General features: G+C 62.8%; 17 protein-coding genes and 3 pseudogenes. 9 read left to right on the forward strand and 11 right to left on the reverse strand.

Features of this window, described 5'->3' with window-relative positions:
* Positions 1-26: 26 nt before the first annotated feature.
* The 10 genes and pseudogenes from AB4N42_RS19635 to AB4N42_RS19680 form a co-directional block, all read right to left on the reverse strand.
* Positions 27-1,505 (reverse strand): efflux transporter outer membrane subunit, encoded by a 1,479-nt coding sequence (locus AB4N42_RS19635; protein ID WP_460115193.1) that lies wholly within the window; start codon positions 1,503-1,505, stop codon positions 27-29.
* Positions 1,502-4,606 carry an efflux RND transporter permease subunit gene (locus AB4N42_RS19640; RefSeq protein WP_460115194.1) on the reverse strand — a complete coding sequence of 1,035 codons (3,105 nt, stop codon included), beginning with the start codon at positions 4,604-4,606 and terminating at the stop codon, positions 1,502-1,504. Before AB4N42_RS19640 ends, AB4N42_RS19635 begins: the two co-directional genes overlap by 4 nt.
* Before the next feature lie 169 nt (positions 4,607-4,775).
* Positions 4,776-7,871: an MdtB/MuxB family multidrug efflux RND transporter permease subunit gene (locus AB4N42_RS19645; RefSeq protein ID WP_030142550.1), complete on the reverse strand. Its 3,096-nt coding sequence runs from the start codon at positions 7,869-7,871 to the stop codon at positions 4,776-4,778.
* Positions 7,868-9,185 (reverse strand): annotated as a pseudogene (locus AB4N42_RS19650) (MdtA/MuxA family multidrug efflux RND transporter periplasmic adaptor subunit). The gene AB4N42_RS19645 and the pseudogene AB4N42_RS19650 overlap by 4 nt, the downstream one beginning before the upstream one ends.
* Before the next feature lie 190 nt (positions 9,186-9,375).
* Positions 9,376-9,877, reverse strand: a pseudogene (tpx, locus tag AB4N42_RS19655) (thiol peroxidase).
* Positions 9,878-9,985: 108 nt separating this feature from the next.
* Positions 9,986-10,657: a DUF3313 domain-containing protein gene (locus tag AB4N42_RS19660; RefSeq protein ID WP_030142553.1), complete on the reverse strand. Its 672-nt coding sequence runs from the start codon at positions 10,655-10,657 to the stop codon at positions 9,986-9,988.
* A gap of 73 nt (positions 10,658-10,730) precedes the next feature.
* Complete coding sequence (locus AB4N42_RS19665) at positions 10,731-11,228, reverse strand: GNAT family N-acetyltransferase (protein ID WP_030142554.1); 498 nt, start codon at positions 11,226-11,228, stop codon at positions 10,731-10,733.
* A 263-nt stretch (positions 11,229-11,491) separates the two neighbouring features.
* Positions 11,492-12,289, reverse strand: coding sequence for a transglutaminase family protein (locus AB4N42_RS19670; protein ID WP_030142555.1), 798 nt, complete (start codon positions 12,287-12,289; stop codon positions 11,492-11,494).
* Positions 12,286-13,236 (reverse strand): alpha-E domain-containing protein, encoded by a 951-nt coding sequence (locus AB4N42_RS19675; RefSeq protein WP_030142556.1) that lies wholly within the window; start codon positions 13,234-13,236, stop codon positions 12,286-12,288. The genes AB4N42_RS19670 and AB4N42_RS19675 overlap by 4 nt, the downstream gene beginning before the upstream one ends.
* Positions 13,237-13,239: 3 nt before the next feature.
* Entirely contained in the window at positions 13,240-14,649 is a 1,410-nt protein-coding gene (locus tag AB4N42_RS19680; RefSeq protein ID WP_030142557.1) for a circularly permuted type 2 ATP-grasp protein, read from the reverse strand.
* 608 nt (positions 14,650-15,257) lie between these two features.
* On the opposite strand from AB4N42_RS19680, the gene AB4N42_RS19685 reads away from it, so the two are divergent.
* The 8 genes from AB4N42_RS19685 to AB4N42_RS19720 all read left to right on the forward strand — a co-directional run bounded on the left by AB4N42_RS19685 (position 15,258) and on the right by AB4N42_RS19720 (position 22,094).
* A complete protein-coding gene (locus AB4N42_RS19685; RefSeq protein ID WP_217861794.1) occupies positions 15,258-15,848 on the forward strand; it encodes an amino acid synthesis family protein in 591 nt (196 codons plus the stop codon).
* A gap of 45 nt (positions 15,849-15,893) precedes the next feature.
* On the forward strand, positions 15,894-16,727 hold the full coding sequence (locus tag AB4N42_RS19690; RefSeq protein WP_030142559.1) for an alpha/beta fold hydrolase: 834 nt from the start codon (positions 15,894-15,896) through the stop codon (positions 16,725-16,727).
* Positions 16,724-18,205, forward strand: coding sequence for an aldehyde dehydrogenase (locus AB4N42_RS19695; RefSeq protein WP_258650703.1), 1,482 nt, complete (start codon positions 16,724-16,726; stop codon positions 18,203-18,205). Before AB4N42_RS19690 ends, AB4N42_RS19695 begins: the two co-directional genes overlap by 4 nt.
* Before the next feature lie 12 nt (positions 18,206-18,217).
* Complete coding sequence (locus tag AB4N42_RS19700; protein WP_030142561.1) at positions 18,218-18,703, forward strand: flavin reductase family protein; 486 nt, start codon at positions 18,218-18,220, stop codon at positions 18,701-18,703.
* A gap of 134 nt (positions 18,704-18,837) precedes the next feature.
* Positions 18,838-20,313, forward strand: a complete 1,476-nt coding sequence (locus tag AB4N42_RS19705) for an NAD-dependent succinate-semialdehyde dehydrogenase (protein WP_334597466.1) — start codon at positions 18,838-18,840, stop codon at positions 20,311-20,313.
* Positions 20,310-20,714, forward strand: a complete 405-nt coding sequence (gene pcaC, locus AB4N42_RS19710) for a 4-carboxymuconolactone decarboxylase (RefSeq protein WP_217861791.1) — start codon at positions 20,310-20,312, stop codon at positions 20,712-20,714. Before AB4N42_RS19705 ends, pcaC begins: the two co-directional genes overlap by 4 nt.
* 61 nt (positions 20,715-20,775) lie before the next feature.
* Complete coding sequence (locus AB4N42_RS19715; protein WP_181290077.1) at positions 20,776-21,528, forward strand: GntR family transcriptional regulator; 753 nt, start codon at positions 20,776-20,778, stop codon at positions 21,526-21,528.
* Between the two features lie 2 nt (positions 21,529-21,530).
* On the forward strand, positions 21,531-22,094 hold the full coding sequence (locus AB4N42_RS19720; RefSeq protein ID WP_217861790.1) for an NUDIX hydrolase: 564 nt from the start codon (positions 21,531-21,533) through the stop codon (positions 22,092-22,094).
* Positions 22,095-22,100: 6 nt separating this feature from the next.
* Here the strand turns inward: AB4N42_RS19720 and AB4N42_RS19725 are convergent.
* Positions 22,101-22,396 (reverse strand): annotated as a pseudogene (locus tag AB4N42_RS19725) (DUF1330 domain-containing protein).
* Positions 22,397-22,475: 79 nt separating this feature from the next.
* On the opposite strand from AB4N42_RS19725, the gene ribBA reads away from it, so the two are divergent.
* Positions 22,476-23,585 (forward strand): bifunctional 3,4-dihydroxy-2-butanone-4-phosphate synthase/GTP cyclohydrolase II, encoded by a 1,110-nt coding sequence (ribBA, locus tag AB4N42_RS19730; protein ID WP_030142567.1) that lies wholly within the window; start codon positions 22,476-22,478, stop codon positions 23,583-23,585.
* Positions 23,586-23,669: the final 84 nt, after the last annotated feature.

The raw sequence follows: 23,669 nt of genomic DNA on the forward strand, positions 1-23,669 counted from the left end.
CTCGCCACAAAAGCTTGGCGCAATTGTTACCTACCCTCCGCCTCCAACTGCCCATCCCAACCCCCGCCCAGCGCCGCAATCAACTGCACACTCGCAATCAACCGACTCTGTTGCAGGCTCAGCACGCTGCGCTCGTTGCTCAGGGCGGTGGCCTGGACGGTCACCACGTCGAGGTAGCCGATCAGCCCTGCCCTGTACTGGTTCTGCGTCAGGCGCAGGGACTCGCGGGCGGCGTCGAGGGCTTCCTGGCGCACGCGGGCTTCGTCTTCGAGCACCTTGAGCTGGATCATGTAGTTCTCGACTTCACGAAAGCCGTCGAGCACGGTCTGGCGATAGGTGGCGACGGTCTGGTCGTAGGCCGCGACGCTGCGGTCCACCTCCGCCGAGCGCTGGCCGCCGTCGAACAACGTCATCGCCAGTTGCGGGCCGACCGACCAGAAGCGGTTCGGCACACTTACCCAGTTATCGTAGGTACTGCTGCTGTAGCCGCCGCTCAGGCTCAGGGTCAGGTCCGGGTAGTAAGCGGCCTTCGCCACGCCGATGTTGGCGTTGGCCGCCATGACCGAGCGCTCCGCCGAAGCGATGTCCGGGCGCCGTTCGAGTAATTGCGACGGCAGTGCCACTGGCACTTGCGGCAGTGCCGGGATGTCCTGGGTTTCGGCCAGGCTGAACTCGGCGGGCGGCAGGCCGATCAGCACGGCGATAGCGTTCTCGAACTGCGCCCGCTGCCAGATCAGGTCGATCAGGTCGCCCTGGGTGGTCTTGAGCTGATTCTGCGCCTGGGCCACCGCGTCCTTGCCGGACACCCCGGCGCGGTACTGGTTTTCAGTCATTTTCAGCGAGCGCTGATAGTTGTCGACGGTGGTCTGCAACAAACGCTTCTGCTGATCGATCACCCGCAACTGCAGGTAGTTCTGCACCAGCTCCGATTGCTGGCTCAAACGCATCGCGGCCAGGTCGGCAAAGCTGGCCTGCGCGCTGGCTTCGTCGGCTTCCAGGGTGCGGCGCAACTTGCCCCAGACGTCGGCTTCCCAGCTCACGCCAGCTTGGGCGTTGTAAGTGTCGCGAATGCCGCTGGAGGAACTGCTCAGGCTCGAACTGCTGCTGCCGGTGCCCTGGCTGGAACGGGTCTTGCCGACCGTAAGATCGACCGTTGGAAAGAATGCCCCGCGAGCACTGCGCGCCAAGGCCTGGGCCTGACGGTACTGGGCTTCGGCCTGGGCCACGGTCTGGTTGGAACCGTTGAGTTTTTCCACCAGTTCGTTGAGGCGAGTGTCAGCGTATAGCTCCCACCAGGCGCCACGGGCCAGGGCGTCGCTGGGGTTGGCCTGACGCCAGCCCTGGGCCTCCTTGTATTGCACCGGCGCAGCGGCCGCGGGACGTTGGTAATCCGGACCGATCGCGCAGGCACTGAGCAGCGCCACGCACAGCGCCAGGCTCAATACTCGCGAGCCACGGGCGGTTGCCAGCGGTGCGACAAGGTTGAAAAACGAACGATCGGTCATAGCGGAGTTTCCAGGGCAGCATCAGTGCGCACCCCACGCCAGCGGTTGAATCGATGGCGCAGGTTGTCGAGGTAGAGGTAGACCACGGGGGTGGTGTAAAGCGTCAGGACCTGGCTGAACACCAGCCCGCCGATGATGGTCAGGCCCAGTGGCTGGCGCATTTCCGAGCCTTCGGCGCCGCCGAGCAACAGCGGCAAGGCGCCGAGGATCGCCGCCAGCGTGGTCATCAGGATCGGCCGCAGCCGCAACAGGCACGCGCTGCGGATTGACTCGAGCGGCGTCTGGCCAGCGCGTTCCAATTGCAGGGCGAGGTCGATCATCAGGATGGCGTTTTTCTTCACCACGCCGATCAACAGGAACAGCCCCAGCAACGAGATCAGGCTGAACTCGCTGCCCAGCACGTAGATCGACAGCAACGCGCCCACCCCGGCCGAGGGCAAGGTCGACAGGATGGTCAGTGGGTGGATGTAGCTTTCGTACAGCACACCCAGCACCAGGTACACCGCCAGCAACGCCCCGAGGATCATGAACGGCTGGCTTTTCTGGGTGGCGGCGAACGCATCGGCTGTACCGGCCATTTTCGCGATGACATCCTCGGGCATGCCAAGCTTGGCGATCGCGCGCTCGATGGCGGCCGAGCCCTGCTCCACCGTGACGCCTTCGGCCATGTCGAAGGCGATGCTCTCGGACGCGAACTGCCCCTCATGGCTGACCCGGTCGTCTTCGAGGCTGTTTTCATAGTGGGCAATCGCCGACAGCGGGACCCGCGCGCCGTCTGCGGTGATGACCTGGACCTGTTCAAGTGTGTTGGGGTCCTGGGCGTACTTCGGATTGACCTCCATCACCACCTGGTATTGGTTGAGGCTGTCGTAGATCGTCGAGATCTGCCGCTGGCTGTAGGCGTTGTTCAACACCGCCGTGACCATGTCCATGTCGATGCCTAGGCGCTTGGCCTGGTCCCGGTCGACGATCAGCGTCACTTGCTGCGCCCCGCCACCGTCACGGGCGTCGATGGCGGTCAGCTCCGGCAAGGCCCTGAAGGCAGCCACGAGCTTGGGGTACCACTCGCGCAGGGACGCCAAGTCGGCGCTCTGCAGGATGTAGGAATACTGCGAGGTGGTCTGCTCGCGGCCGCCGCCGAACTGCAGGTCCTGGTCGGCCATCAGCATCAATTGGGCACCGGGCACCTTGGGCATTTCCTTGCGCAGGCGCTCGATGACCTTCTGCGCGGACATCGCCCGCTCCTTGATCGGCTTGAGGCGCACCAGCATGAAGGCATTATTGGTGCCGTTGTTGCCGCCGATGAAACCCGCCACGCTCTGCACCGCTTCATCCTTGAGCACTGCGCGCCGGAAGATTTCCATTTTCGGCTGCATCACGTTGAACGACAGCCCGTCGTCACCGCGAACGAAGCCGATCAATTGGCCGGTGTCCTGCTGCGGCATGAACGTCTTCGGCACGACCACGTACAAGGCAATGTTCACACCGACGGTCACCAACAGGCTGAGCAAGGTCAGGCGCCGATGACGCAGCACCCAGTCGAGGCTCCGGGCGTAACCCCTGACCATGCGTTCATTGACGTGATGGCTCCAGCGCTGCAAACGGTTTTCCTGGCCCGGCACATGAGGCTTGAGCCACCGCGCGCAGAGCATCGGCGTGAGCGTCAGGGACACCACCAGCGAGACGACGATGGCAGCCGCCAGGGTGATGGAAAACTCGCGGAACAGGCTTTCGATGATCCCGCCCATGAACAGGATCGACAGGAACACCGCCACCAGCGAGGCGTTCATCGACAACAGGGTGAAGCCCACCTCCTCGGCGCCGAGGTAGGCGGCTTTCATCGGCGGCACGCCTTCGTCGATGTGCCGGGAAATGTTTTCCAGCACCACGATGGCGTCGTCCACCACCAGCCCGGTGGCGAGGATCAACGCCATCAGTGACAGGTTGTTCAGGGAAAAACCGTACAGGTACATCACCGCGAACGTGCCCACCAACGACACCGGCACTGCCAGGGTCGGGATCAGCGACGCACGGAAATTGCCCAGGAACAGGAACACCACCAGCACCACCAGGGCGACGGCGATCAACAGGGTCATTTCCGCTTCGTGCAGGGTGGCCTTGATCACCGGCGAGCGGTCCATGGCCAGGTTCAGCTTGACGCTGGCGGGCAGCACCGCTTGCAGGGCCGGCAGTTGACTCTTGATCTCGTTGACGGTCTCGATGATGTTCGCGCCGGCCTGGCGGTTGATGACCAGCAGCACAGCGGCGTCATTGTTGAAGAAGCCGCTGTTGTAGCGGTCCTCGACGCCGTCGCTGACCTTTGCCACGTCCTTGAGCCGCAACACCGAGCCATCCTGGTAACGGATGACCAGCGTCTCGTAGTCCTTGGCCTTTTCGAGTTGATCGTTGGCCTGGACTTGCCACATGCGCTTGTCGTCTTCGACCGAACCCTTGGGCCGGCGCACATTGCTATTGGCTATCGCCGTGCGGACGTCATCCAGCGCCACGCCGTACTGGTTGAGCAATTGCGGCTCCAGCTCGATGCGCACCGCCGGCAGGGAGCTGCCGCCAATCTGCACCTCACCGACACCCGCCACCTGGGAGAGGCTCTGGGACAGGATCGTCGAGGCCAGGTCATAGAGTTGGCCCTTTTCCAGCACATCGGAGGTCAGCGAAAGCACCATGACGGGTGCCTGGGACGGGTTGACCTTCTTGTAGGTCGGCATGCTGCGCATGCCGCTGGGCAGCAAGTTGCGCGAGGCGTTGATGGCCGCCTGCACCTCCCGGGCGGCGCCGTTGATGTCGCGGTCCAGGTCGAATTGCAGGATGACGCGAGTCGAGCCCTGGCTCGAACGGCTGCTCATGGTGTTGACCCCGGCGATGGCGCCGAACGAGCGCTCCAGTGGCGTCGCCACCGTGGAAGCCATCACCTCGGGGCTGGCTCCCGGCAAGTTGGCCTGGACCACGATCACCGGGAAATCCATCTGCGGCAGCGGCGAAACCGGCAGCAAGCCAAAGCACACGCCGCCGAGCAACATGATGGCGAAGCTCAGCAGCATGGTCGCCACGGGACGGCGGATGAAGGGGCCGGAGAGGTTCATTCGCAGCGGCTCCAGACGCCAGGCGACTGTCCGCGAGAAATGGCTGGTTCTTCGTGGCGAGGGGATTTATCCCCGCTTGAGTGCGCAGCGCTCACAAAAAGGGCCGCTGCGCAGCCCAGCGGGGATAAATCCCCTCGCCACAAAAGCTCCTTGTGGTTCAGGGAATGCGTCATACCCGCACCTCATCCGCATCAGGCCTGGCAAACCGGCGCCCCAGGCGGTCGAAGTACAGGTAGATCACTGGCGTGGTGAACAGCGTCAGCACCTGGCTCACCAGCAAGCCGCCCACCATCACCAGGCCCAGCGGTTGGCGCAATTCGGCGCCGGAGCCGGTGGCGAGCATCAGCGGCACGGCGCCGAACAGGGCCGCGAGGGTCGTCATCAGGATAGGTCGGAAGCGCAACAGCGCGGCCTGATAGATGGCGGTCTGCGGGTCCATGCCCTGGTTACGCTCGGCGTCGAGGGCGAAGTCGATCATCATGATCGCGTTCTTCTTCACGATGCCGATCAGCAGGATGATGCCGATGATCGCAATCATGCCCAAATCATTGCCGCTGAGGATCAGCGCGAGCAAGGCGCCGATGGCCGCCGAGGGCAAGGTGGAAAGAATCGTGATCGGATGGATGTAGCTCTCGTACAACACGCCCAGCACGATGTACATGGTCACCACCGCCGCCAGGATCAGCAGCAAGGTGCTCGACAGCGACGCCTGGAATGCCTGCGCCGCGCCCTGGAACTCGGTCTGCACGCCGACGGGCATGCCGATGTCCTTCTGCACCTTTTCAATGAGATCGACGGCGTGCCCGAGGGCCACGCCTGGCGCCAGGTTGAACGACATCATCACCGCCGGGAACTGGCCGATGTGGGCAATCGCCAGTTGCGCCTGGCGCTCCTCCACCCGTGCCAGGCTCGACAGGCGGACTTGCCCGCCGTCGGTGGTCTTGACGTGGATCTGGTCCAGTGCCTGCGGGCCGATTTTCTCCCCCGCCTGGGCTTGAAGCACCACGCGGTACTGGCTGGCCTGGGTGTAGATGGTGGAAATCTGTCGCTGGCCGAAGGCGTCGTAGAGCGCATCGGTGATGTTCGACACCGACACGCCCAGCCGCGAGGCGGCGTCACGGTCAATCACCAGGTAAACCTGCAAGCCCTTGTCCTGCAAGTCGCTGGCGACGTCGGTGAGCTCCGGCTGCTGGGCCAGGGCTTCGACCAGGCGGCCGCTCCAGAGGCTGAGCAACTCGGCGTCCGGCGACGACAGGCTGAATTGGTACTGGGTACGGCTGACCCGGTCTTCGATGGTCAGGTCCTGTACCGGCTGCATGAACAGGCGGATCCCCACCAGCCGGTCCAACTGCGGTTGCAAGCGGGCGATGATTTCGCTGGCGCTGTCGTCCCGCTCGCGGTGGGGCTTGAGGTTGATCAGCAAGCGGCCGCTGTTGAGCGTCGCGTTGTCGCCGTCTACACCGATGTAGGAGGACAGGCTCTCCACCGCCGGGTCGGCGAGGATCACCTTGGCCAACTGCTGCTGGCGCTCGCCCATCGCCGCAAACGAAATCGCCTGCGGCGCCTCGGAAATCCCCTGGATCACGCCGGTGTCCTGCACCGGAAAAAAGCCCTTGGGCACGGCCAGGTACAACACCACCGTCAGCACCAGGCTGCCTACTGCTACCAGCAGGGTCAGTGGTTGGTGCTTGAGCACCCACTGCAACTTGCGCCCGTAACCGGCGATCAACCAGTCGATCCAGGCACCGCTGGCCCGGTAGAAACGGCCCTGCTCCTCTTCCTTCGGCTCGCGCTTGAGCAAGCGCGCGCACATCATCGGCGTCAGCGTCAGGGACACCACCAGCGAGATCAGGATCGCCACCGCCAAGGTGATGGCGAATTCGCGGAACAGGCGCCCGACCACATCGGCCATGAACAGCAGCGGGATCAGCACGGCGATCAGCGAAAGCGTCAGGGAAATCAAGGTGAAGCCGATCTGCTTCGCGCCCTTGAGCGCCGCCTGCATCGGGCTGTCGCCCTCCTCGATGAAACGGGCGATGTTTTCCAGCATGACGATGGCGTCGTCCACCACGAAGCCGGTGGCGATGGTCAGGGCCATCAGGGTCAGGTTGTTGATCGAGAAACCGGCCAGGTACATCACGCCGAACGTACCGATCAGCGACAACGGCACGGCCACGGAGGGAATGATCGTGGCGCTGACCCGGCGCAGGAACAGGAACGTCACCATGACCACCAAGGCGATGGCGATCAGCAGCTCATGCTGGACGTCGGTGACAGAAGCACGGATGGTCTGGGTGCGGTCGGTCAGCACGGTCACGTCGAGGCCGGCCGGCAGGTTGTCGGTGATGCTGGGCAACAGGGCCTTGATCCGGTCAACCACCTCGATGACGTTGGCGCCGGGCTGGCGCTGGATGTTCAGCAGGACGGCCTGGTTCTCGTTGGCCCAGGCGGCGAGGCGCTCGTTTTCGGCGCCATCGACGATCTCTGCCACGTCCTTGAGTCGCAGCGGCGCGCCGTTGGCATAGGCCAGGATCAACTCGGCGTAGTCCTTGGGCGACGTCAACTGGTCGTTGGCATCGAGCATCGAGACCCGCGTCGGGCCGTCGAAGTTGCCCTTGGGCTGGTTGACGTTGGACGCGCTGATCAAGCTGCGCACGTCCGCCAGGTTCAAGCCGGCGGATGCCAGGGCTTCCGGGTTGACCTTGATCCGCACCGCCTGGCGCTGGCCACCGGCAATCGTCACCATGCCGACGCCGCTGATCTGGGCGATTTTCTGCGCCATGCGCGTGTCCACCAAATCATTGAGCTTGGGCAGCAGCATGGTCTTGGAGGTAATTGCCAGGGTCAGCACCGGGGTGTCGGCAGGGTTGACCTTGTTGTACACCGGCGGCGCCGGCAAATCGTCGGGCAACAGGTTGGTCGCCGCGTTGATCGCGGCTTGCACCTGCTGCTCGGCGACATCCATGTTGATGTCCAGGTTGAACCGCAGGGTAATCACCGATGCGCCACCGGAACTGGTGGAGGCCATCTGCGTCAAGCCCGGCATCTGCCCGAACTGGCGCTCCAGCGGCGCGGTCACGGCGCTGGTCATCACGTCGGGGCTGGCGCCCGGGTACAGGGTCATGACGCGGATGGTCGGATAATCGACCTGGGGCAATGCCGACACCGGCAGCAACCGATAGGCGATCAGGCCGGCCAGGACAATGGCCAGCATGCTCAGGGTGGTGGCGACCGGGCGAAGGATGAACAGCCGCGAGAGATTCATGCGCCGCCCTTTTTCGCCTTGTCGGCTACTGCCGGCTCAGTCGGGGCCGCGGCGCTCTTGCCTTGCAGGTGCTCGGTCGGCGTAGTCGGCACTTCCTGGCTGTCGTTGACCACTTCCACTTCGCTGCCTTCCTTCAGGCGGTCGGTGCCTTCGAGCACCACCCGGTCGCCGCGCGGCCAACCCTTCGGTGACCACCGTATGCTCGCCATCGCTGGCGCCGATCTTGAGCTGTTTGATCGTGACCTTCTTGTCGCCGTCCAAGGCATAGACAAACGTGCCGTTGGTACCGAATTGAATGGCGGCCGTCGGCGCGAGCACCACGCCTTTCAGGGTATCGGCCAGCAGGCGCACGTTGACGAACTGATTGGGGAACAGCGACTGGTCGCGGTTCTCGTAGCGGGCCTTGAATTTCAAGGTGCCGGTGGTGACGTCGATCTGGTTGTCCAGGCTTTGCAGCACGCCGCTGGCCTGGAGCTTCACATCGCCACGGTCCCAAGCCTCGACCGGCAGCTTCGCCCCGCTGCGGTAGCGGGTGAGCACGGTTTCGAGGTTGTTCTCCGGCAATGTGAAGACCACGCTGATGGGCTGGGTCTGGGTGATGACGGCCAGGGCCGTGGTGTCGTTGGCTGCCACCAGGTTGCCAAGGTCGAGTTGCCGCAGGCCCACACGCCCGGAAATCGGCGCACGGATCTTGGTGAATTCCAGGTTGAGCTTGGCGTCGTTGACCGCCGCCTGGTTGGTCTTGACCGTGCCCTGGTACTGGCCCACCAGTGCAGCGGCGGTGTCGAGGGTCTGCTTGGCAATGCTGTCTTCGGCGTACAAACCACGATAGCGCTCCAGGTCGACCTGGGCGTTCTTCAACTGGGCCTGGTTTTGCAGCAAGGTGCCTTCGGCCTGGAGCAAGGCGTTCTGGTACGGGCGAGGATCGATCTCGGCCAGCAGGTCCCCGGCCTTGACCATCTGCCCTTCTTCGAACGCGATTTTCACCAACTCACCGCCCACGCGGCTGCGCACGTTGATGGTGTTGAGCGCCGTGACCGTGCCCAGCGCCTTGTAATACAGCGGGAAATCCCCGGCGACCGCTGGTGCCACCCGAACCGGAATCGGCCCCGTCGCACCGCCGAAGCCCGGCCGCATGCCGCCCGAGCGCCCCATGTGTCCGGCCGCGCCCTTCTGTCCTGCCGCATTTTTCGAGTCGGTGCTGGCGGGCCAGAATTTCCAGGCGAGCAACGCGACGACCAATACCACGAACAGGCCGAACAACCAGCGACGGGATTTGCGGGAAACAGAGGATTGCATTGAATGGTCAACCATTGGGCGCGTGGGCTTCTTTTACGGGAGGCTGAACGATAAGCACTGTCGAGGTTTTAGCAAAGCGCCTTTACCGGCAATTTACCTTGGGCTTACCTTTCGCGTACTCGGCTAAGGCTTTGAAACACAAATGAAAACGGCCTGGACAGGCCAGGCCGTTAACAATTGTAATAAATACTTTATTTCAGACTGGTTATTTCAGCGCTGCGAGTGCCGCCTCGTAGTTCGGCTCTTCAGCGATTTCCTTGACCAGCTCGCTGTGCAGCACGGTGTCGTTTTCGTCCAGCACCACCACGGCGCGAGCGGTCAGGCCTTTGAGCGGGCCGTCGGCAATGGCAACGCCGTAGTTCTCGATGAACTCGGCACCGCGCAGGGTGGACAGGTTCTGTACGTTTTCCAGGCCTTCGGCGCCACAGAAACGGGCCTGGGCAAATGGCAGGTCGGCGGAAATGCACAGCACCACGGTGTTATCCAGGTCGTTGGCCTGGGCGTTGAACTTGCGCACTGAAGTGGCGCAGGTCGGCGTGTCGACGCTTGGGAAAATGTTCAGCACCTTGCGCTTGCTCAGCGAAGTCCTTCAGGGAAACGTCCGACAGATTGCCGGCAACCAGGGAAAAGGCTGGCGCCTTGGAACCGGCTTGTGGCAGTTGGCCGTTGACTTGGACCGGGTTGCCTTTGAGGGTGACTTGAGCCATGAACGGATTCCTTCTGACAGGTTTGAAAAATGGTGAGGCCGGAGTTAACCATGAAATGGTGCTCCGACCTATGGCTGCACGAAAAAAGTGACGATTCCTACAACGGCGCTATTTCGCCTTGAGACGCAGGTAGGACTGATGCAAGTCCGACGCCCAGCCATCGATGACGCTTTTGAAGTCGTCGGGCTTCATCACCTGGGAGTCGTTCGACAGCGGCTTACCCGTGCCCTTGCGCACCACCTGGGCGATCACTGCATTATTACCACCGTCGAGAAAAACCGCTTCGGTGCCCAGGGTGGTTTCCTGGTCGCGAATGCCGCTGGCCGTACTGACCGCGGCGGCCACCAAGGCAATCGGAATCACTTCATAAGGCTTCAGCCCTTCGGTCTTGCTGCTTACTGCAGTGATAGCCGCCCGCACCACCAATACGCCAGGTCCGGGACTGGTCGCCAGGGGCAAGGATTTGCCCGCCTCTCGCTTGAGAGCTTGGTCGTAGTAGCTGGTAATACCGGCCAACGTGGCGGCGGGAATCTTCACGGTCGGTTGTGGCTTGGGGTAGAGCTGTGTCGGCTCGATATACACCCTGGAGTACTTGGCCAGATCGATCTTCGGATCGACCCAACGCATCACCTCGGCTCCCGACGGTGATTTCTCTTCCTTTAGGCGGCTGTAGTCTCCCAGGAAGCCGGAATACTCGTTCGGCTGGGTGACTTTGCTGGCGCAGCCCATCAATGCGAGTGAAGCGATGCAAACGGTGCCGATCATGGACGCAAGATTCATGGTGCTACTCCTGTAGGCCACACCTGACGGGGGCGGAACTACAGGTATAGCCAATGTGCGGAGTTTTGCCTGTTCAGCGCAGCCGCGCCATCGCCAGCGTATCGACCCAGCGCCCGTCACGCACGGCATAGTCGCGCAGCAGGCCTTCGGTTTCGAAACCGAACTTGCGGTACAAGCCGATGGCCGCTTCGTTGTCGGCATACACCGTCAACTCGACCCGCCGCAGGTTCATCCAGTTGTCCGCCACGTCCAGCGCCGCGGCCAGCAGCATCGACCCCACGCCCTTGCCCTGCCAAGCCACCGCGACACCCATGCCGAGGTTGGCGCAGTGAGCGCGACGAACGCGAGAAAACTGCTCCAGGCCAAGATTGCCGATGACCTCGCCCTGGTAAAGGGCCACCAGTTTCAACTGGCGCTCGTCATTTGTTGACAGACGTTGACGCCAGACCTCCGCGGACTGAAAAGGCATCTGCAATACCTGGCGGGTAACGGCAGGGTCGTTGTAGAGCGCGGTGACGCCGGGGATATGGGCTTCAGTAAAACGTGCAAGGGTGATCGAGGATTCGGACATTGGGCTCCTTCCTGGAGACGCGACATGGCCGGCCACTATAAACCGGTGGTCGTTGCACAGGCGAGCTTGTGATAGCGGTATTCCATCGGCCGCCTTCGCGAGCAGGCTCGCTCCCACAATTGGATCGGCGCACAACGGGAAGAGTCAGGTCGGCTATAAGACCGCCTTCGCGGGCAAGCCCGCTCCCACAGGGGTTTGGGTACAACTCATCCATTGTGGGAGCGAGCCTGCTCGCGAAAAGGCCTTGGGCTTCAATAGTCAGATCACTGATGCTGCACCTGCACCATCGAGCTCACCTGCACCCGCGCCTGCATCTGCTCTGCCCCGCCACCTCGGCGCATTCCACGTACCGGACAGGCGTCGAGATAATCAAGGCCAATCGCCAACTTCAAATGGCGGTCAGGACGAACCAAGCGATTGGTCACGTCGAAGCTGTACCAACCGTCATCCAGCCAAGCCTCGGCCCAGGCATGACTAGCCAAATGATTCTCGTCCTCGGTGCACAGGTAGCCGGACACATACCGCGCCGGCACGCCCAAACTACGGGCGCAGGCCACGAACGCATGGGCATGGTCCTGGCAGACCCCGGCGCCACCGGCAAACGCCTCGGCGGCCGTGCTGCTGACGGCCGTCGCGCCGGGACTGTAGGGCATGCGGTCGGCGAGGCCGTTCATCAAGTTGCCCAGCGCCGATCGATCTCGCCGGTCTCCACATTGTTCCATGGCGAAGGCGCTGAGATTGTCATCCGCCAGGGAAAGTCGGCTGGTGCGCAGGAACGGCAGCGGTGACTGGTCATCGGGCTCCATCTCCACCGTCTGGTTGATCTGCACCTCGCCATAGGCCGTCAATATCAGCGCGCCGTGGGGCTCGTCCATGGTCATGACGTGGAGGATATTGCCGTACGGATCGAGCTGGCTGCGCACCAGGCGCGGCAGTTCCAGGTGCCATTGCAGGATGCGCTGGCGTGGGGTGTCCCGGGGCGTCAGGCGCAGGAACTGGATGCTGGTGCAGACTTCATCGGCATAGCTGTAGGTGGTGTCGTGGCGTATGGACAGTTTCATACCACCTCCAGGTAGGACTCATGGACGGTCTGGCCCAAATGACGGATCTGGCCGATGAGTTCGGTCAACCATTGGTGCAGGCCCGACGCAAGGATCTCGTCGATCCCGGAATACCGCAGCCGTGCATTCAGCTCGGCGGCCAGGCGTTGAGCGGGTCTGCCGTTGTTGCCCGGCAGGCTGGCGAGGATATGGTCAAGCTCCTCGATGCAGGCGTGCAGCGAGCGCGGCACGTCGGCCCGCAGCAGCAACATCTCCGACACCTGCTCGGCATTCGGCGCATTACGGTAGATCTCGTTGAACGCCTCGAACGACGACAATGCCCGCAGCAAGGCACTCCATTGGTAGTAGCCGCGCGCCGAATTGTCGCTGACCTCCTCCGATTCCTCGCCGAACATTTCGTAGCGCGCGTCCAGCAGGCGCAAGGTGTTGTCGGCGCGCTCGATGAAGGTGCCCAGGCGAATGAAACAGTAGGCATCGTTGCGCATGATCGTGCCCGACGTCGCGCCACGGAACAGGTGCGAGCGCTCCTTCACCCACTCGCAGAAATGACTGATGCCATAGCGGCCGAGGCCGTTGCTGGCAATGTTGCGCATTTCCAGCCAAGTGGCGTTGATGTTCTCCCACATGTCGGCGGTGATGCGCCCGCGCACGGCATGGGCGTTGGTCCGCGCCGCCCGCAGACAGCTATAGATGCTGCCGGGGTTGGTTTCATCCAGGGCGAAAAAGTGCAGCATGCGTTCGGTGTTGAGCGCGTCATAGCGGGCGTTGTAGTCATCCAGCGTACCGGCCGCCAGCAGCGACATCGCCAACTCGGCCTGGCCGTCGCCGCGCCCGGCCTGGGGCATCAGCGACAGCGAATAACTGACTTCGAGCATGCGCGCCAGGTTCTCGGCGCGCTCCAGGTAGCGGGACATCCAATAGAGGTCCGAAGCGGTTCTTGAAAGCATGTCTTAGTCCTCCACTACCCAAGTGTCTTTGGTGCCGCCGCCCTGGGACGAATTCACCACCAGCGAGCCTTCGCGCAGCGCCACGCGGGTCAGGCCGCCGGGCACCAGGCGAGTCTCCTTGCCGGACAGCACGAAGGGACGCAAGTCGATGTGACGAGGGGCGATGCCGCTTTCAACAAAGGTCGGGCACGTGGACAGGCTCAAGGTCGGCTGGGCGATGTAGGCCTCGGGGCGAGCCTTGAGGCGCGCGCGGAAATCTTCGATCTCCGCCTTGGTGGCAGCCGGCCCGACCAGCATGCCGTAGCCGCCGGAGCCTTGGGTTTCCTTGACCACCAGGTCCGGCAGGTTCGCCAACACGTGGGACAGGTCCTGGGGTTTGCGACACTGCCAGGTCGGCACGTTCTTCAGGATCGGTTCTTCGGTCAGGTAGAACCGAATCATCTCGTCGACGTAGGGGTAGATCGACTTGTCATCCGCCACGCCCGTGCCGACGGCGTTTGCCAGCACCACATTGCCTGCACGGTAGACCGCGATCAGCCCGGGCACGCCGAGCATGGAGTCGGGGTTGAAGGACAACGGATCGAGGTAGGCATCGTCCAGGCGACGGTAGATCACGTCCACCTGCTTGGGCCCGGCGGTGGTGCGCATATAGACGTGGTCGTCGCGCACGAACAGATCCGCGCCCTCCACCAGTTCCACGCCCATTTCCCGAGCCAGGAATGCATGCTCGAAATAGGCGCTGTTGAAACGCCCCGGCGTCAGGACCACGGCAGTCGGGTTGTCCAGCGGGCTGGAGCTCTTGAGGGTATCGAGCAGCAGGTTCGGATAATGATCGATGGGCGCCACGCGCTGGGCAGCGAAGAGCTCGGGGAACAGGCGCATCATCATCTTGCGGTCTTCGAGCATGTAGCTCACGCCACTGGGCGTGCGCAGGTTGTCTTCCAGCACGTAGTAGCTGCCATCGCCGTCACGAACCAGATCAACGCCAGCGATGTGAGCGTAGATGCCTCGGTGCAGGTCCAGGCCCTGCATTGCAATTTGATAACCCTCGTTGGCGAGCACTTGCTCAGCCGGAATGATGCCTTCCTTGAGAATGCGCTGGCCGTGGTAGATGTCAGCCAGGAACATGTTCAGGGCCTGGACCCGCTGGATGCAGCCACGTTCGACGATTTGCCATTCGCTGGCCTTGATGCTGCGGGGGATGATGTCGAACGGAATCAAGCGCTCGGTGCCCTGCTCGTCCCCATATAGAGTGAAGGTGATGCCGGCCCGATGGAACAGCAGGTCGGCTTCGCGGCGGCGTTGCTCCAGCAACTCCAGCGGCGTGTCCGCCAGCCAGCGCGAGAAAGCTTGGTAATGCGGGCGGCAGTCACCCTTGGCGTCATACATTTCATTGAAAAAAGCGTGGGGCATAGCCAACTCCAAGCCGTGTCGTACACGGCATTTCTTATTACGTCGTCATTCCACCAATGCAGCCTTGCCTAGTTTGTGAGCCCTGGTTCTTCGAGTACCTCGTCAGGCATGGGTCTCTGATTCAGGCCTTTGCGTCCGAATGACGTGCGCCCCCTTTTATCTACGTATCGAATCTCCTGTTCGTTGGGTTGTCGTGGAGCCGTAGCAAGGGCTGTGCCTAAGTGCGGCCGATCGAGGCGATGCTGGAAAAACCGGCGCGAAACGGCGAAAAAGCGAAATTTATTTTCGATTTTGCGACGGAAAAGAATTTCCAGGCTGAAACGCTTATCCCGATTTCAGGCGTCGACACTGCAAACGGGTCGAATCGGTGCAGACAAACGGGAAGTCGAGGCCGAACGCCCCGAAAAGGGGAAATTAATACCCATTCACTGTAGCTGCGAATTTCTTGTGGCGAGGGGATTTATCCCCTCGCCACAAGAGCCCTATCTCCTCGAACCCCAGCCTTCCGTCGCCTCCCTTCGAACAAATTCAAAGCGGACGCTTGCACGAACAGTATTATGGTATACCATCATACGCACAGACACTTCTCACCTCCCACGGAGCAGCTCATGAGTTTCGAAATTCGCAAGATCGTCAGCTATGTCGAAGAAACCTTCATCGAAGGCGGCAAGGCCACCGACAAGCCGGTGACCATGGTCGGGCTGGCGGTGGTCATGAAGAACCCTTGGCTGGGCCGTGGTTTCGTCGAAGACCTGAAACCGGAAATCCGCGCCCATTGCTCCGACCTCGGTGCGCTGATGGTCGAGCGCCTGGTGGGCATCATCGGCGGTGCGGAAAAAATCGAAGCCTATGGCAAGGCTGCGGTCGTCGGCGCCGACGGTGAAATCGAGCACGCTTCGGCTGTGATCCATACCCTGCGCTTCGGCAATCACTACCGCGAAGCGGTCAAGGCCAAGAGCTACCTGAGCTTCACCAACAAGCGCGGCGGCCCCGGCACTTCGATCCAGATCCCGATGATGCACAAGGACGACGAAGGCCTGCGCTCGCATTACATCACCCTGGAAATGCAGATCGAAGACGCCCCGCGCGCCGACGAAATCGTCGTGGTGCTGGGCTGCGCCGACGGTGGTCGCCTGCATCCACGCATCGGCAACCGCTACATCGACCTGGAAGAACTGGCGGCCGAAAAGGCGCAGTGATCCAGCCGAAGCAACCACAATAAAAAAGGCATGCAGGAGCGCTCCATGATTCGGCTCACCGCTGAACTCACCCCGGCCGGCACCAGTTACCTGGCAACCGGCCAAGGCCAGCCCGTGGTCTTGATCCACGGCGTGGGCCTGAACAAAGAAATGTGGGGCGGCCAAATCGTTGGCCTGGCCACGAATTACCGCGTCATCGCCTATGACATGCTCGGCCATGGCGCCAGCCCGCGTCCCGCCACCGGCACCGACCTGCTCGGCTACGCCGACCAGTTGCTGGAACTGCTGGATCATCTGCAATTGCCCCAGGCCACGGTCATCGGTTTTTCGATGGGCGGCCTGGTAGCGCGTGCGTTCGCCTTGCATTACCCGCAGCGCCTGCACGGCCTGGTGGTGCTCAACAGTGTGTTCAACCGCAGCGCCGAACAGCGTGCCGGGGTCATTGCCCGTACCGCGCAAGCCGCCGAACACGGCCCGGACGCCAACGCCGAGGCCGCCCTGTCGCGGTGGTTCAGCCGTGAGTACCAGGCCGCGAACCCGGCGCAGATTGCCGCGCTGCGCCAGACCCTGGCCCAGAACGACCCCCAGGGCTACCTGACCACCTATGAACTGTTCGCCACCCAGGACATGTACCGCGCCGACGACCTGGGCAGTATCCAGGTGCCGACCCTGATCGCCACCGGTGAATTGGACCCTGGTTCCACCCCGCAAATGGCCCGGCAACTGGCCGAGCGAATTCCCGGCGCGACAGTTGCCGTGCTCGCCGAACAGCGGCATATGATGCCGGTAGAGTCGCCGCGCCTGGTCAACCAGTTGTTGCTGGAATTCCTCGACACGGCCAGCACCCGACAAAATTCAATAAAGGGGATCGTTGCATGACACTCACACGCTTTTCGATGTGTATCGGCGGTGAATGGGTCGATGCGCTGTCCGGCAAGACCTTCCAGAGCCTGAACCCGGCGCTCGCCCAACCCTGGGCCGAGTTGCCCGATGCTGGCGAAGCCGATGTCGATCGCGCCGTAAACGCCGCCCAAACCGCTTTCGACAGCCCAGCCTGGCGCGGGCTGACCGCCACCGCCCGCGGCAAACTGCTGCGCCGCCTCGGTGACCTGATCGCCGAAAACAAGGAACAACTGGCCCAGCTCGAAAGCCGCGACAACGGCAAGCTGATCCGTGAGACACGCGGCCAGGTCGGTTACCTGCCGGAGTTTTTCCATTACACCGCAGGCCTGGCCGACAAGCTCGAAGGCGGCACCCTGCCCCTCGACAAGCCGGACCTGTTCGCCTATACCGTGCACGAAGCCATGGGTGTGGTTGCGGCGATCATTCCGTGGAACAGCCCGCTGTACCTCACCGCCATCAAGCTGGCCCCGGCGCTCGCGGCCGGCAACACCATCGTGATCAAGCCGTCCGAGCACGCCTCGGCGACGATCCTGGAACTGGCCCGCCTGGCCCTGGAAGCCGGGATTCCGCCGGGCGTGGTCAACGTGATCACCGGCTACGGCCCGAGCACCGGTGCCGCCCTCACCCGTCATCCGCTGGTGCGCAAGATTGCCTTCACCGGCGGCGCCGCCACGGCCCGCCACGTGGTGCGCAGCAGCGCCGAGAACTTCGCCAAGTTGTCGCTGGAGCTGGGCGGCAAATCCCCCAACATCATCTTCGCCGACGCCGACCTCGACAGCGCCATCAACGGTGCGATTGCCGGGATCTACGCTGCCTCTGGCCAGAGCTGCGTCTCCGGCTCGCGACTGCTGGTGCAGGACGAGATCTACGACGAATTCGTCTCGCGATTGGTGGAACGCGCCCAGCGCATCCGCATCGGCAGCCCCCAGGAAGACACCAGCGAAATGGGCCCCATGGCCACCGCGCAGCAGTTGGCCGTGGTCGAAGGCCTGGTGGCCGACGCCATCGCCGAAGGCGCGCGCCTGCGCCTGGGTGGCAAGCGTCCGGCGCATCTGGGCGAAGGCTGGTTCTACGAACCGACCCTGTTCGAATGCGACCGCAACTCCATGAAGATCATGCAGGAAGAAGTCTTCGGCCCGGTGGCCTCGGTGATTCGTTTCAAGGACGAAGCCGAAGCCCTGGCGATCGCCAACGACTCGCAGTTCGGCCTCGCCGCCGGCATCTGGACCCGCGACCTGGGCCGCGCCCATCGCCTCGCCCGAGACGTGCGATCCGGGATCATCTGGGTCAACACTTACCGCGCGGTGTCGGCCATGGCGCCCATCGGCGGGTTCAAGAACAGCGGCTACGGACGCGAAAGCGGCATCGATTCGGTGCTGGCCTATACCGAGCTGAAAACGGTGTGGATCAACCTTTCCCAGGCCCCCATGCCTGACCCGTTCGTGATGCGCTAGGAGTCCTGAGAAATGATCGAACCCGGCATCTACAAAGAAGTCATGAGCTCCTTCCCGTCCGGCGTCACGGTGGTGACGACGCTGGACCCGGACGGCAATATCGTTGGCATCACTGCCAGCGCCTTCAGCGCGTTGTCCATCGACCCGGCGCTGGTACTGTTCTGCCCCAACTACGCCTCCGACACCTACCCGGTGTTGCGCGACAGCAAGCAATTCGCGATCCATTTGCTGTCCGCCGACCAGACCGCCGAAGCCTATGCCTTCGCCGGGAAAGGCAAGGACAAGGCCAAGGGCATCGACTGGCACCTGAGCGACCTGGGCAACCCGTTGCTGGGCAAAGCCACGGCGATCATCGAGTGCGAACTGTGGCGTGAATACGACGGCGGTGATCACGCGATCATTGTCGGCGCGGTGAAGAACCTGATCCTGCCCGAGCAACCGGTCACGCCGATGATCTATCACAAAGGCAAGCTCGGGCCGCTGCCCACACTGGCTTGACATCAACACAAAACCCTGTGGGAGCGGGCTTGCTCGCGAATGCGGTGTTTCAGATACAAAGGTATCGACTGATCCACCGCATTCGCGAGCAAGCCCGCTCCCACATGGGTCCATCACATTTTCTAGGAGCCGGCATGAGCCCAGCAGCCTCGCAACTGTTCCGCCAACAAGCCTACATCGACGGCCAATGGCTGGAGGCGCCCGACGGCGCCCATCAAGACATCTACAACCCGGCCAGCGGCGAAAAAATCGGCCAGGTGCCGAACCTCGGCGCCGCACACGCCCGCCAATCCATCGAAGCCGCCAACAAAGCCTGGCCAGCCTGGCGCGCACTGACCGCCAAAGAGCGCAGCCAGATCCTCAAGCGCTGGCACGGCTTGATGATCGAAAACGCCGATGCACTGGCCGAAATCCTCACCCTCGAGCAAGGCAAGCCGCTGGCGGAAGCCAAGGGCGAAATCCTCTACGCGGCGAGTTTCATCGAGTGGTTCGCCGAAGAAGCCAAGCGCCTCTACGGCGACACCATCCCCAGCCACAAAAGCGATGCACGCATCGTAGTGACCAAGGAGCCGATCGGCGTGGTGGCGGCCATCACCCCGTGGAATTTCCCGGCGGCGATGATCACCCGCAAGGCTGGCCCGGCGTTGGCCGCCGGTTGCCCGTGCATCGTCAAGCCCGCGCCGGAAACGCCGTTCTCGGCATTGGCGATGGCCGCCCTGGCAGAACAGGCCGGCATTCCGGCCGGCATCTTCAACGTCATCACCGGCGATGCGATTGCCATTGGTGGCGAGCTGACCGCCAACCCGCTGGTGCGCAAGCTATCCTTCACCGGCTCTACCGCCATCGGCAAATTGCTGATGGCGCAGTGCGCGCCAACGCTGAAAAAAGTCTCGTTGGAACTGGGCGGAAACGCGCCGTTCATTGTGTTCGACGACGCCGACCTGGAGCGAGCCGTGGAAGGCGCGCTGATCGCCAAGTTCCGCAATGCCGGGCAGACCTGCGTCTGCGTCAATCGCTTCCTGGTCCAGGCCGGTATTCACGATGCGTTTGTTGCGCGCCTGGCCCAGCGCGTGGCTCAGTTGAACGTGGGCAGCGGCTTCCAGCAAGGCGTCAACCAGGGCCCGCTGATCAACGAACGCGCCGTGGCCAAAGTCGAGGACCATGTGCAGGACGCCCTCGCCCATGGCGCCCGATTGCTCTGCGGCGGTGAACGACACGCCTTGGGCCATGGCTTCTTCCAGCCCACCGTCCTGGCCGGCGTCACCGCGCAAATGAAAGTTGCCCGGGAAGAAACCTTCGGCCCCTTGGCGGCGGTCTTTCGCTTCGACACCGAGGCCGAGGCGGTGCAGATGGCCAACGATACCGAGTTCGGCCTCGCCGCCTACTGCTACACCCGCGACCTGGGCCGCGCCTGGCGCATGAGCGAAGCCTTGGAATACGGAATGGTCGGCATCAACGAAGGGTTGATTTCCACCGAGGTCGCGCCGTTCGGTGGCATCAAGTCTTCCGGCCTGGGCCGTGAAGGCTCCAAATACGGCATCGACGATTACCTCGAGCTCAAATACACCTTGATGGGTGGCCTTGACGATTTTGGGAGCACGCCGCGATGAGCAACGAAAAATACCAACAAGGGCTGAAGATTCGCACCCAGGTATTGGGCGAGGCCTACGTCAACCGTTCCCTCGAAAACGCCGATGACTTCACCCGGCCGCTGCAGGAAATGGTCACCGAGTATTGCTGGGGCCATGTCTGGGGTCGCGAGGGTTTGTCCCTCAAGGAGCGCAGCATGATCAACCTGGCGATGATCTCGGCGCTCAATCGCCCGCACGAACTCAAGCTGCATGTGCGCGGCGCCTTGCGTAACGGCCTGAGTCGTGAGCAAATACGCGAAATTCTGCTTCAGGTCGGCATTTATTGTGGCGTTCCCGCTGCCGTAGACAGTTTCCGGCTTGCCCGCGAAGCCTTCGCCGAAGCCGACGCCGAGGCCTCCAGTCAACCCTCGGCTGTCTGAACTGAACGAGCATGGATGTTTGCCCGTTTTGCATGGACAGCCACATTACAGAGCGGACCCCATGAAACGCCTGCCACTCGACGACAGCTTCAAGGTCAATCGCAACCCCGTCACCCTGCGCGAGATTGTGCTGGATAAATTGCGAAGCGCCATCATGAACTTCCAGCTGCTGCCGGGTGATCGCCTGGTCGAGCGCGACCTGTGCGATCGCCTGGGCGTGAGCCGCACGTCGGTGCGCGAAGCCCTGCGTCACCTTGAGTCCGAAGGGCTCGTCGAATTCGCCGATGCCAAGGGCCCACGCGTGGCGATCATCACCCTGGCCGATGCCGGCGACATCTATGAGCTGCGTTGCGTGCTCGAAGGCCTGATCGTCCAGCTGTTCACCCTGCGGGCCAAGGCCAAGGACATCAAGGCGCTGGAAAAGGCCCTGGAAGAAAACCGCAAGGCCCTCAAGGACGGCGAACTGCAACAGGTACTGGATTCGGTCCAGGGCTTCTACGACGTGCTGCTCGAAGGCTCCGGCAACCATGTCGCCGCCACCCAGCTGCGCCAGTTGCAGGCGCGCATCAGCTACCTGCGGGCCACGTCGGTGTCCCAGGAAAACCGTCGCGGCAGCAGCAACCAGGAAATGGAGCGCATGGTCGAGGCGATCAAGAGCGGCGACCCACTGGCGGCCCACCAGGCCTGCGTCGACCACGTGCGCGCCGCTGCCAAGGTCGCGCTGGAATACCTCAAGCGCAAGCAGGAAGAAACCGGCGACATCCCGGAAATCACCGCGCCCATCGCGCTCAAAGAACCTCGCATAGGACGCTGATCATGTTCAGCCCGAGCTTTTGTCCAAAGTGCGGCGGCGCTGATTTGAGTCAGCGCCTGCCAGCGGGCGATACCCATGAGCGGCTGATGTGCGGCGGCTGCGGCTACATCCATTACGTCAACCCGAAGATCATTGCCGGCTGCATCATCGAGCAGGACGGTAAATACCTGTTGTGCCAACGCGCCATCCCGCCGCGTCCTGGCACCTGGACATTGCCGGCCGGCTTCATGGAAGGCAACGAGACCACCGAGCAGGCGGCGCTGCGCGAAGTCTGGGAAGAAACCGGCGTACGCGCCGAAATCGTCTCGCCCTACTCGATTTTCAGCGTGCCGAAAATCAGCGAGGTGTACATCATCTTCCGCGCCATCGCGCTGGAGATCACCGGCGAGTTCGGCCCGGAAACCCTCGCCTGCCAGTTCTTCGCCCCGGAAGACATTCCGTGGGACAGCATCTATTACCCGGCCATCCGGCAGATCCTCGAACGTTATATCGAGGAGCGCCAGGCCGGGGTCTATGGCATCTACATGGGCAACGACGACAGCGGCAAGATCCACTTCATCCGCTGACACACCTCAGGGCGCCACGCCCTCGACGATAATCACTTCGGCCCGCGCCACACCTTCACGGTGTTTCTTCGCGTCCTGATACTGCTGCGAGTGATAGCAGGCCAGCGCCTGTTCATAGGAATCGAATTCGATCACCACGCTGCGCTGCGGCGTGGCCCTGCCCTCCATCGCCTCACTGCGCCCGCCCCGGGCCAGCATTCGCCCGCCATACAAGGCAAACGCCGCTGCGGCGCCCGCTGGGTGTATTGGCTGTATTGATCGGGGTCGGTGACATCCACATGAGCAATCCAGTACGCCTTCATAGTGACCTCTCGGTTTGTTTTGTATTATGGTATACCACATTAACGTTCCAGCAAGCCCATCAAACAAAGAGAGCCCGACATGGCCTTTAACAGCATTCAGGAAATCATCGAAGACTACCGCCTGGGCAAGATGGTGTTGCTGGTGGATGACGAAGATCGGGAAAACGAAGGCGACCTGCTGCTGGCTGCCGACTGCTGCAATGCCCAGGCGATCAGCTTCATGGCCCGGGAAGCGCGCGGTTTGATTTGCCTGACCCTGACCGACGAGCATTGCCAGCGCCTGGGTCTCGAGCAGATGGTGCCGAGCAACGGCAGCGTGTTCAGCACAGCGTTCACCGTGTCCATCGAGGCCGCCATCGGCGTGACCACCGGCATTTCCGCCGCCGACCGGGCACGCACCGTTGCCGCCGCCGTGGCCACCGATGCCGGGCCCAACGACATTGTGCAGCCGGGGCACATCTTCCCGCTGCGGGCCAAGGAAGGCGGCGTGCTCACCCGCGCCGGGCACACCGAAGCAGGCTGCGACCTGGCGCGCCTGGCGGGTTTCACACCGGCCTCGGTAATCGTCGAAGTGATGAACGACGACGGCACCATGGCCCGTCGGCCGGACCTGGAGATCTTCGCTCGCAAGCACGGCATCAAGATCGGCACGATCGCCGACCTGATTCACTACCGCCTGAGCACAGAGCACACCGTGGTGCGCATCGGCGAACGGGAACTGCCGACGGTGCACGGCACCTTCCGCCTGTTCACCTTTGAAGATCGCATCGAAGGCGGCGTGCACATGGCGATGGTCATGGGCGACATTCGCCGGGAGGAACCGACCCTGGTGCGCGTGCACGTGATCGACCCGCTGCGCGACCTGGTAGGCGCCGAGTACAACGGCCCTTCCAACTGGACGCTCTGGGCGGCGCTGCAACGGGTCGCCGAAGAAGGCCGTGGCGTGGTGGTGGTGCTGGCGAATCACGAGTCGTCCCAGGCCCTGCTTGAGCGTGTGCCGCAGCTCACCCAACCGCCCCGTCAGTTCAGCCGTTCCCAATCGCGCATCTATTCTGAAGTAGGCACGGGCGCGCAGATCCTGCAGGACCTGGGCGTCGGGAAACTGCGGCACCTGGGCCCGCCGCTCAAGTACGCGGGGTTGACCGGGTATGACCTGGAGGTGGTGGAGAGTATTCCGTTCGCGGGATAACCCAAGGCCGAACAAAAATCCCTGTGGGAGCGAGCTTGCTCGCGATGGCAATGGATCTGTCGACATCAATGGCGACTGACACAC

It is taken from the genome of Pseudomonas sp. H2_D02 (assembly GCF_054677635.1).

Excerpts from the sequence above, each read along its gene's own strand:
- AB4N42_RS19700 (WP_030142561.1), top strand. The coding sequence starts at position 18,218 with ATGATCGAACCCGGCATCTACAAAGAAGTCATGAGCTCCTTCCCGTCC.
- AB4N42_RS19720 (WP_217861790.1), top strand. The coding sequence starts at position 21,531 with ATGTTCAGCCCGAGCTTTTGTCCAAAGTGCGGCGGCGCTGATTTGAGT.
- AB4N42_RS19670 (WP_030142555.1), bottom strand. The coding sequence starts at position 12,289 with ATGAAACTGTCCATACGCCACGACACCACCTACAGCTATGCCGATGAA.
- AB4N42_RS19665 (WP_030142554.1), bottom strand. The coding sequence starts at position 11,228 with ATGTCCGAATCCTCGATCACCCTTGCACGTTTTACTGAAGCCCATATC.
- AB4N42_RS19705 (WP_334597466.1), top strand. The coding sequence starts at position 18,838 with ATGAGCCCAGCAGCCTCGCAACTGTTCCGCCAACAAGCCTACATCGAC.
- AB4N42_RS19690 (WP_030142559.1), top strand. The coding sequence starts at position 15,894 with ATGATTCGGCTCACCGCTGAACTCACCCCGGCCGGCACCAGTTACCTG.
- ribBA (WP_030142567.1), top strand. The coding sequence starts at position 22,476 with ATGGCCTTTAACAGCATTCAGGAAATCATCGAAGACTACCGCCTGGGC.
- AB4N42_RS19660 (WP_030142553.1), bottom strand. The coding sequence starts at position 10,657 with ATGAATCTTGCGTCCATGATCGGCACCGTTTGCATCGCTTCACTCGCA.
- AB4N42_RS19640 (WP_460115194.1), bottom strand. The coding sequence starts at position 4,606 with ATGAACCTCTCCGGCCCCTTCATCCGCCGTCCCGTGGCGACCATGCTG.
- AB4N42_RS19685 (WP_217861794.1), top strand. The coding sequence starts at position 15,258 with ATGAGTTTCGAAATTCGCAAGATCGTCAGCTATGTCGAAGAAACCTTC.
- AB4N42_RS19635 (WP_460115193.1), bottom strand. The coding sequence starts at position 1,505 with ATGACCGATCGTTCGTTTTTCAACCTTGTCGCACCGCTGGCAACCGCC.
- AB4N42_RS19695 (WP_258650703.1), top strand. The coding sequence starts at position 16,724 with ATGACACTCACACGCTTTTCGATGTGTATCGGCGGTGAATGGGTCGAT.
- AB4N42_RS19645 (WP_030142550.1), bottom strand. The coding sequence starts at position 7,871 with ATGAATCTCTCGCGGCTGTTCATCCTTCGCCCGGTCGCCACCACCCTG.
- AB4N42_RS19680 (WP_030142557.1), bottom strand. The coding sequence starts at position 14,649 with ATGCCCCACGCTTTTTTCAATGAAATGTATGACGCCAAGGGTGACTGC.
- AB4N42_RS19715 (WP_181290077.1), top strand. The coding sequence starts at position 20,776 with ATGAAACGCCTGCCACTCGACGACAGCTTCAAGGTCAATCGCAACCCC.
- AB4N42_RS19675 (WP_030142556.1), bottom strand. The coding sequence starts at position 13,236 with ATGCTTTCAAGAACCGCTTCGGACCTCTATTGGATGTCCCGCTACCTG.
- pcaC (WP_217861791.1), top strand. The coding sequence starts at position 20,310 with ATGAGCAACGAAAAATACCAACAAGGGCTGAAGATTCGCACCCAGGTA.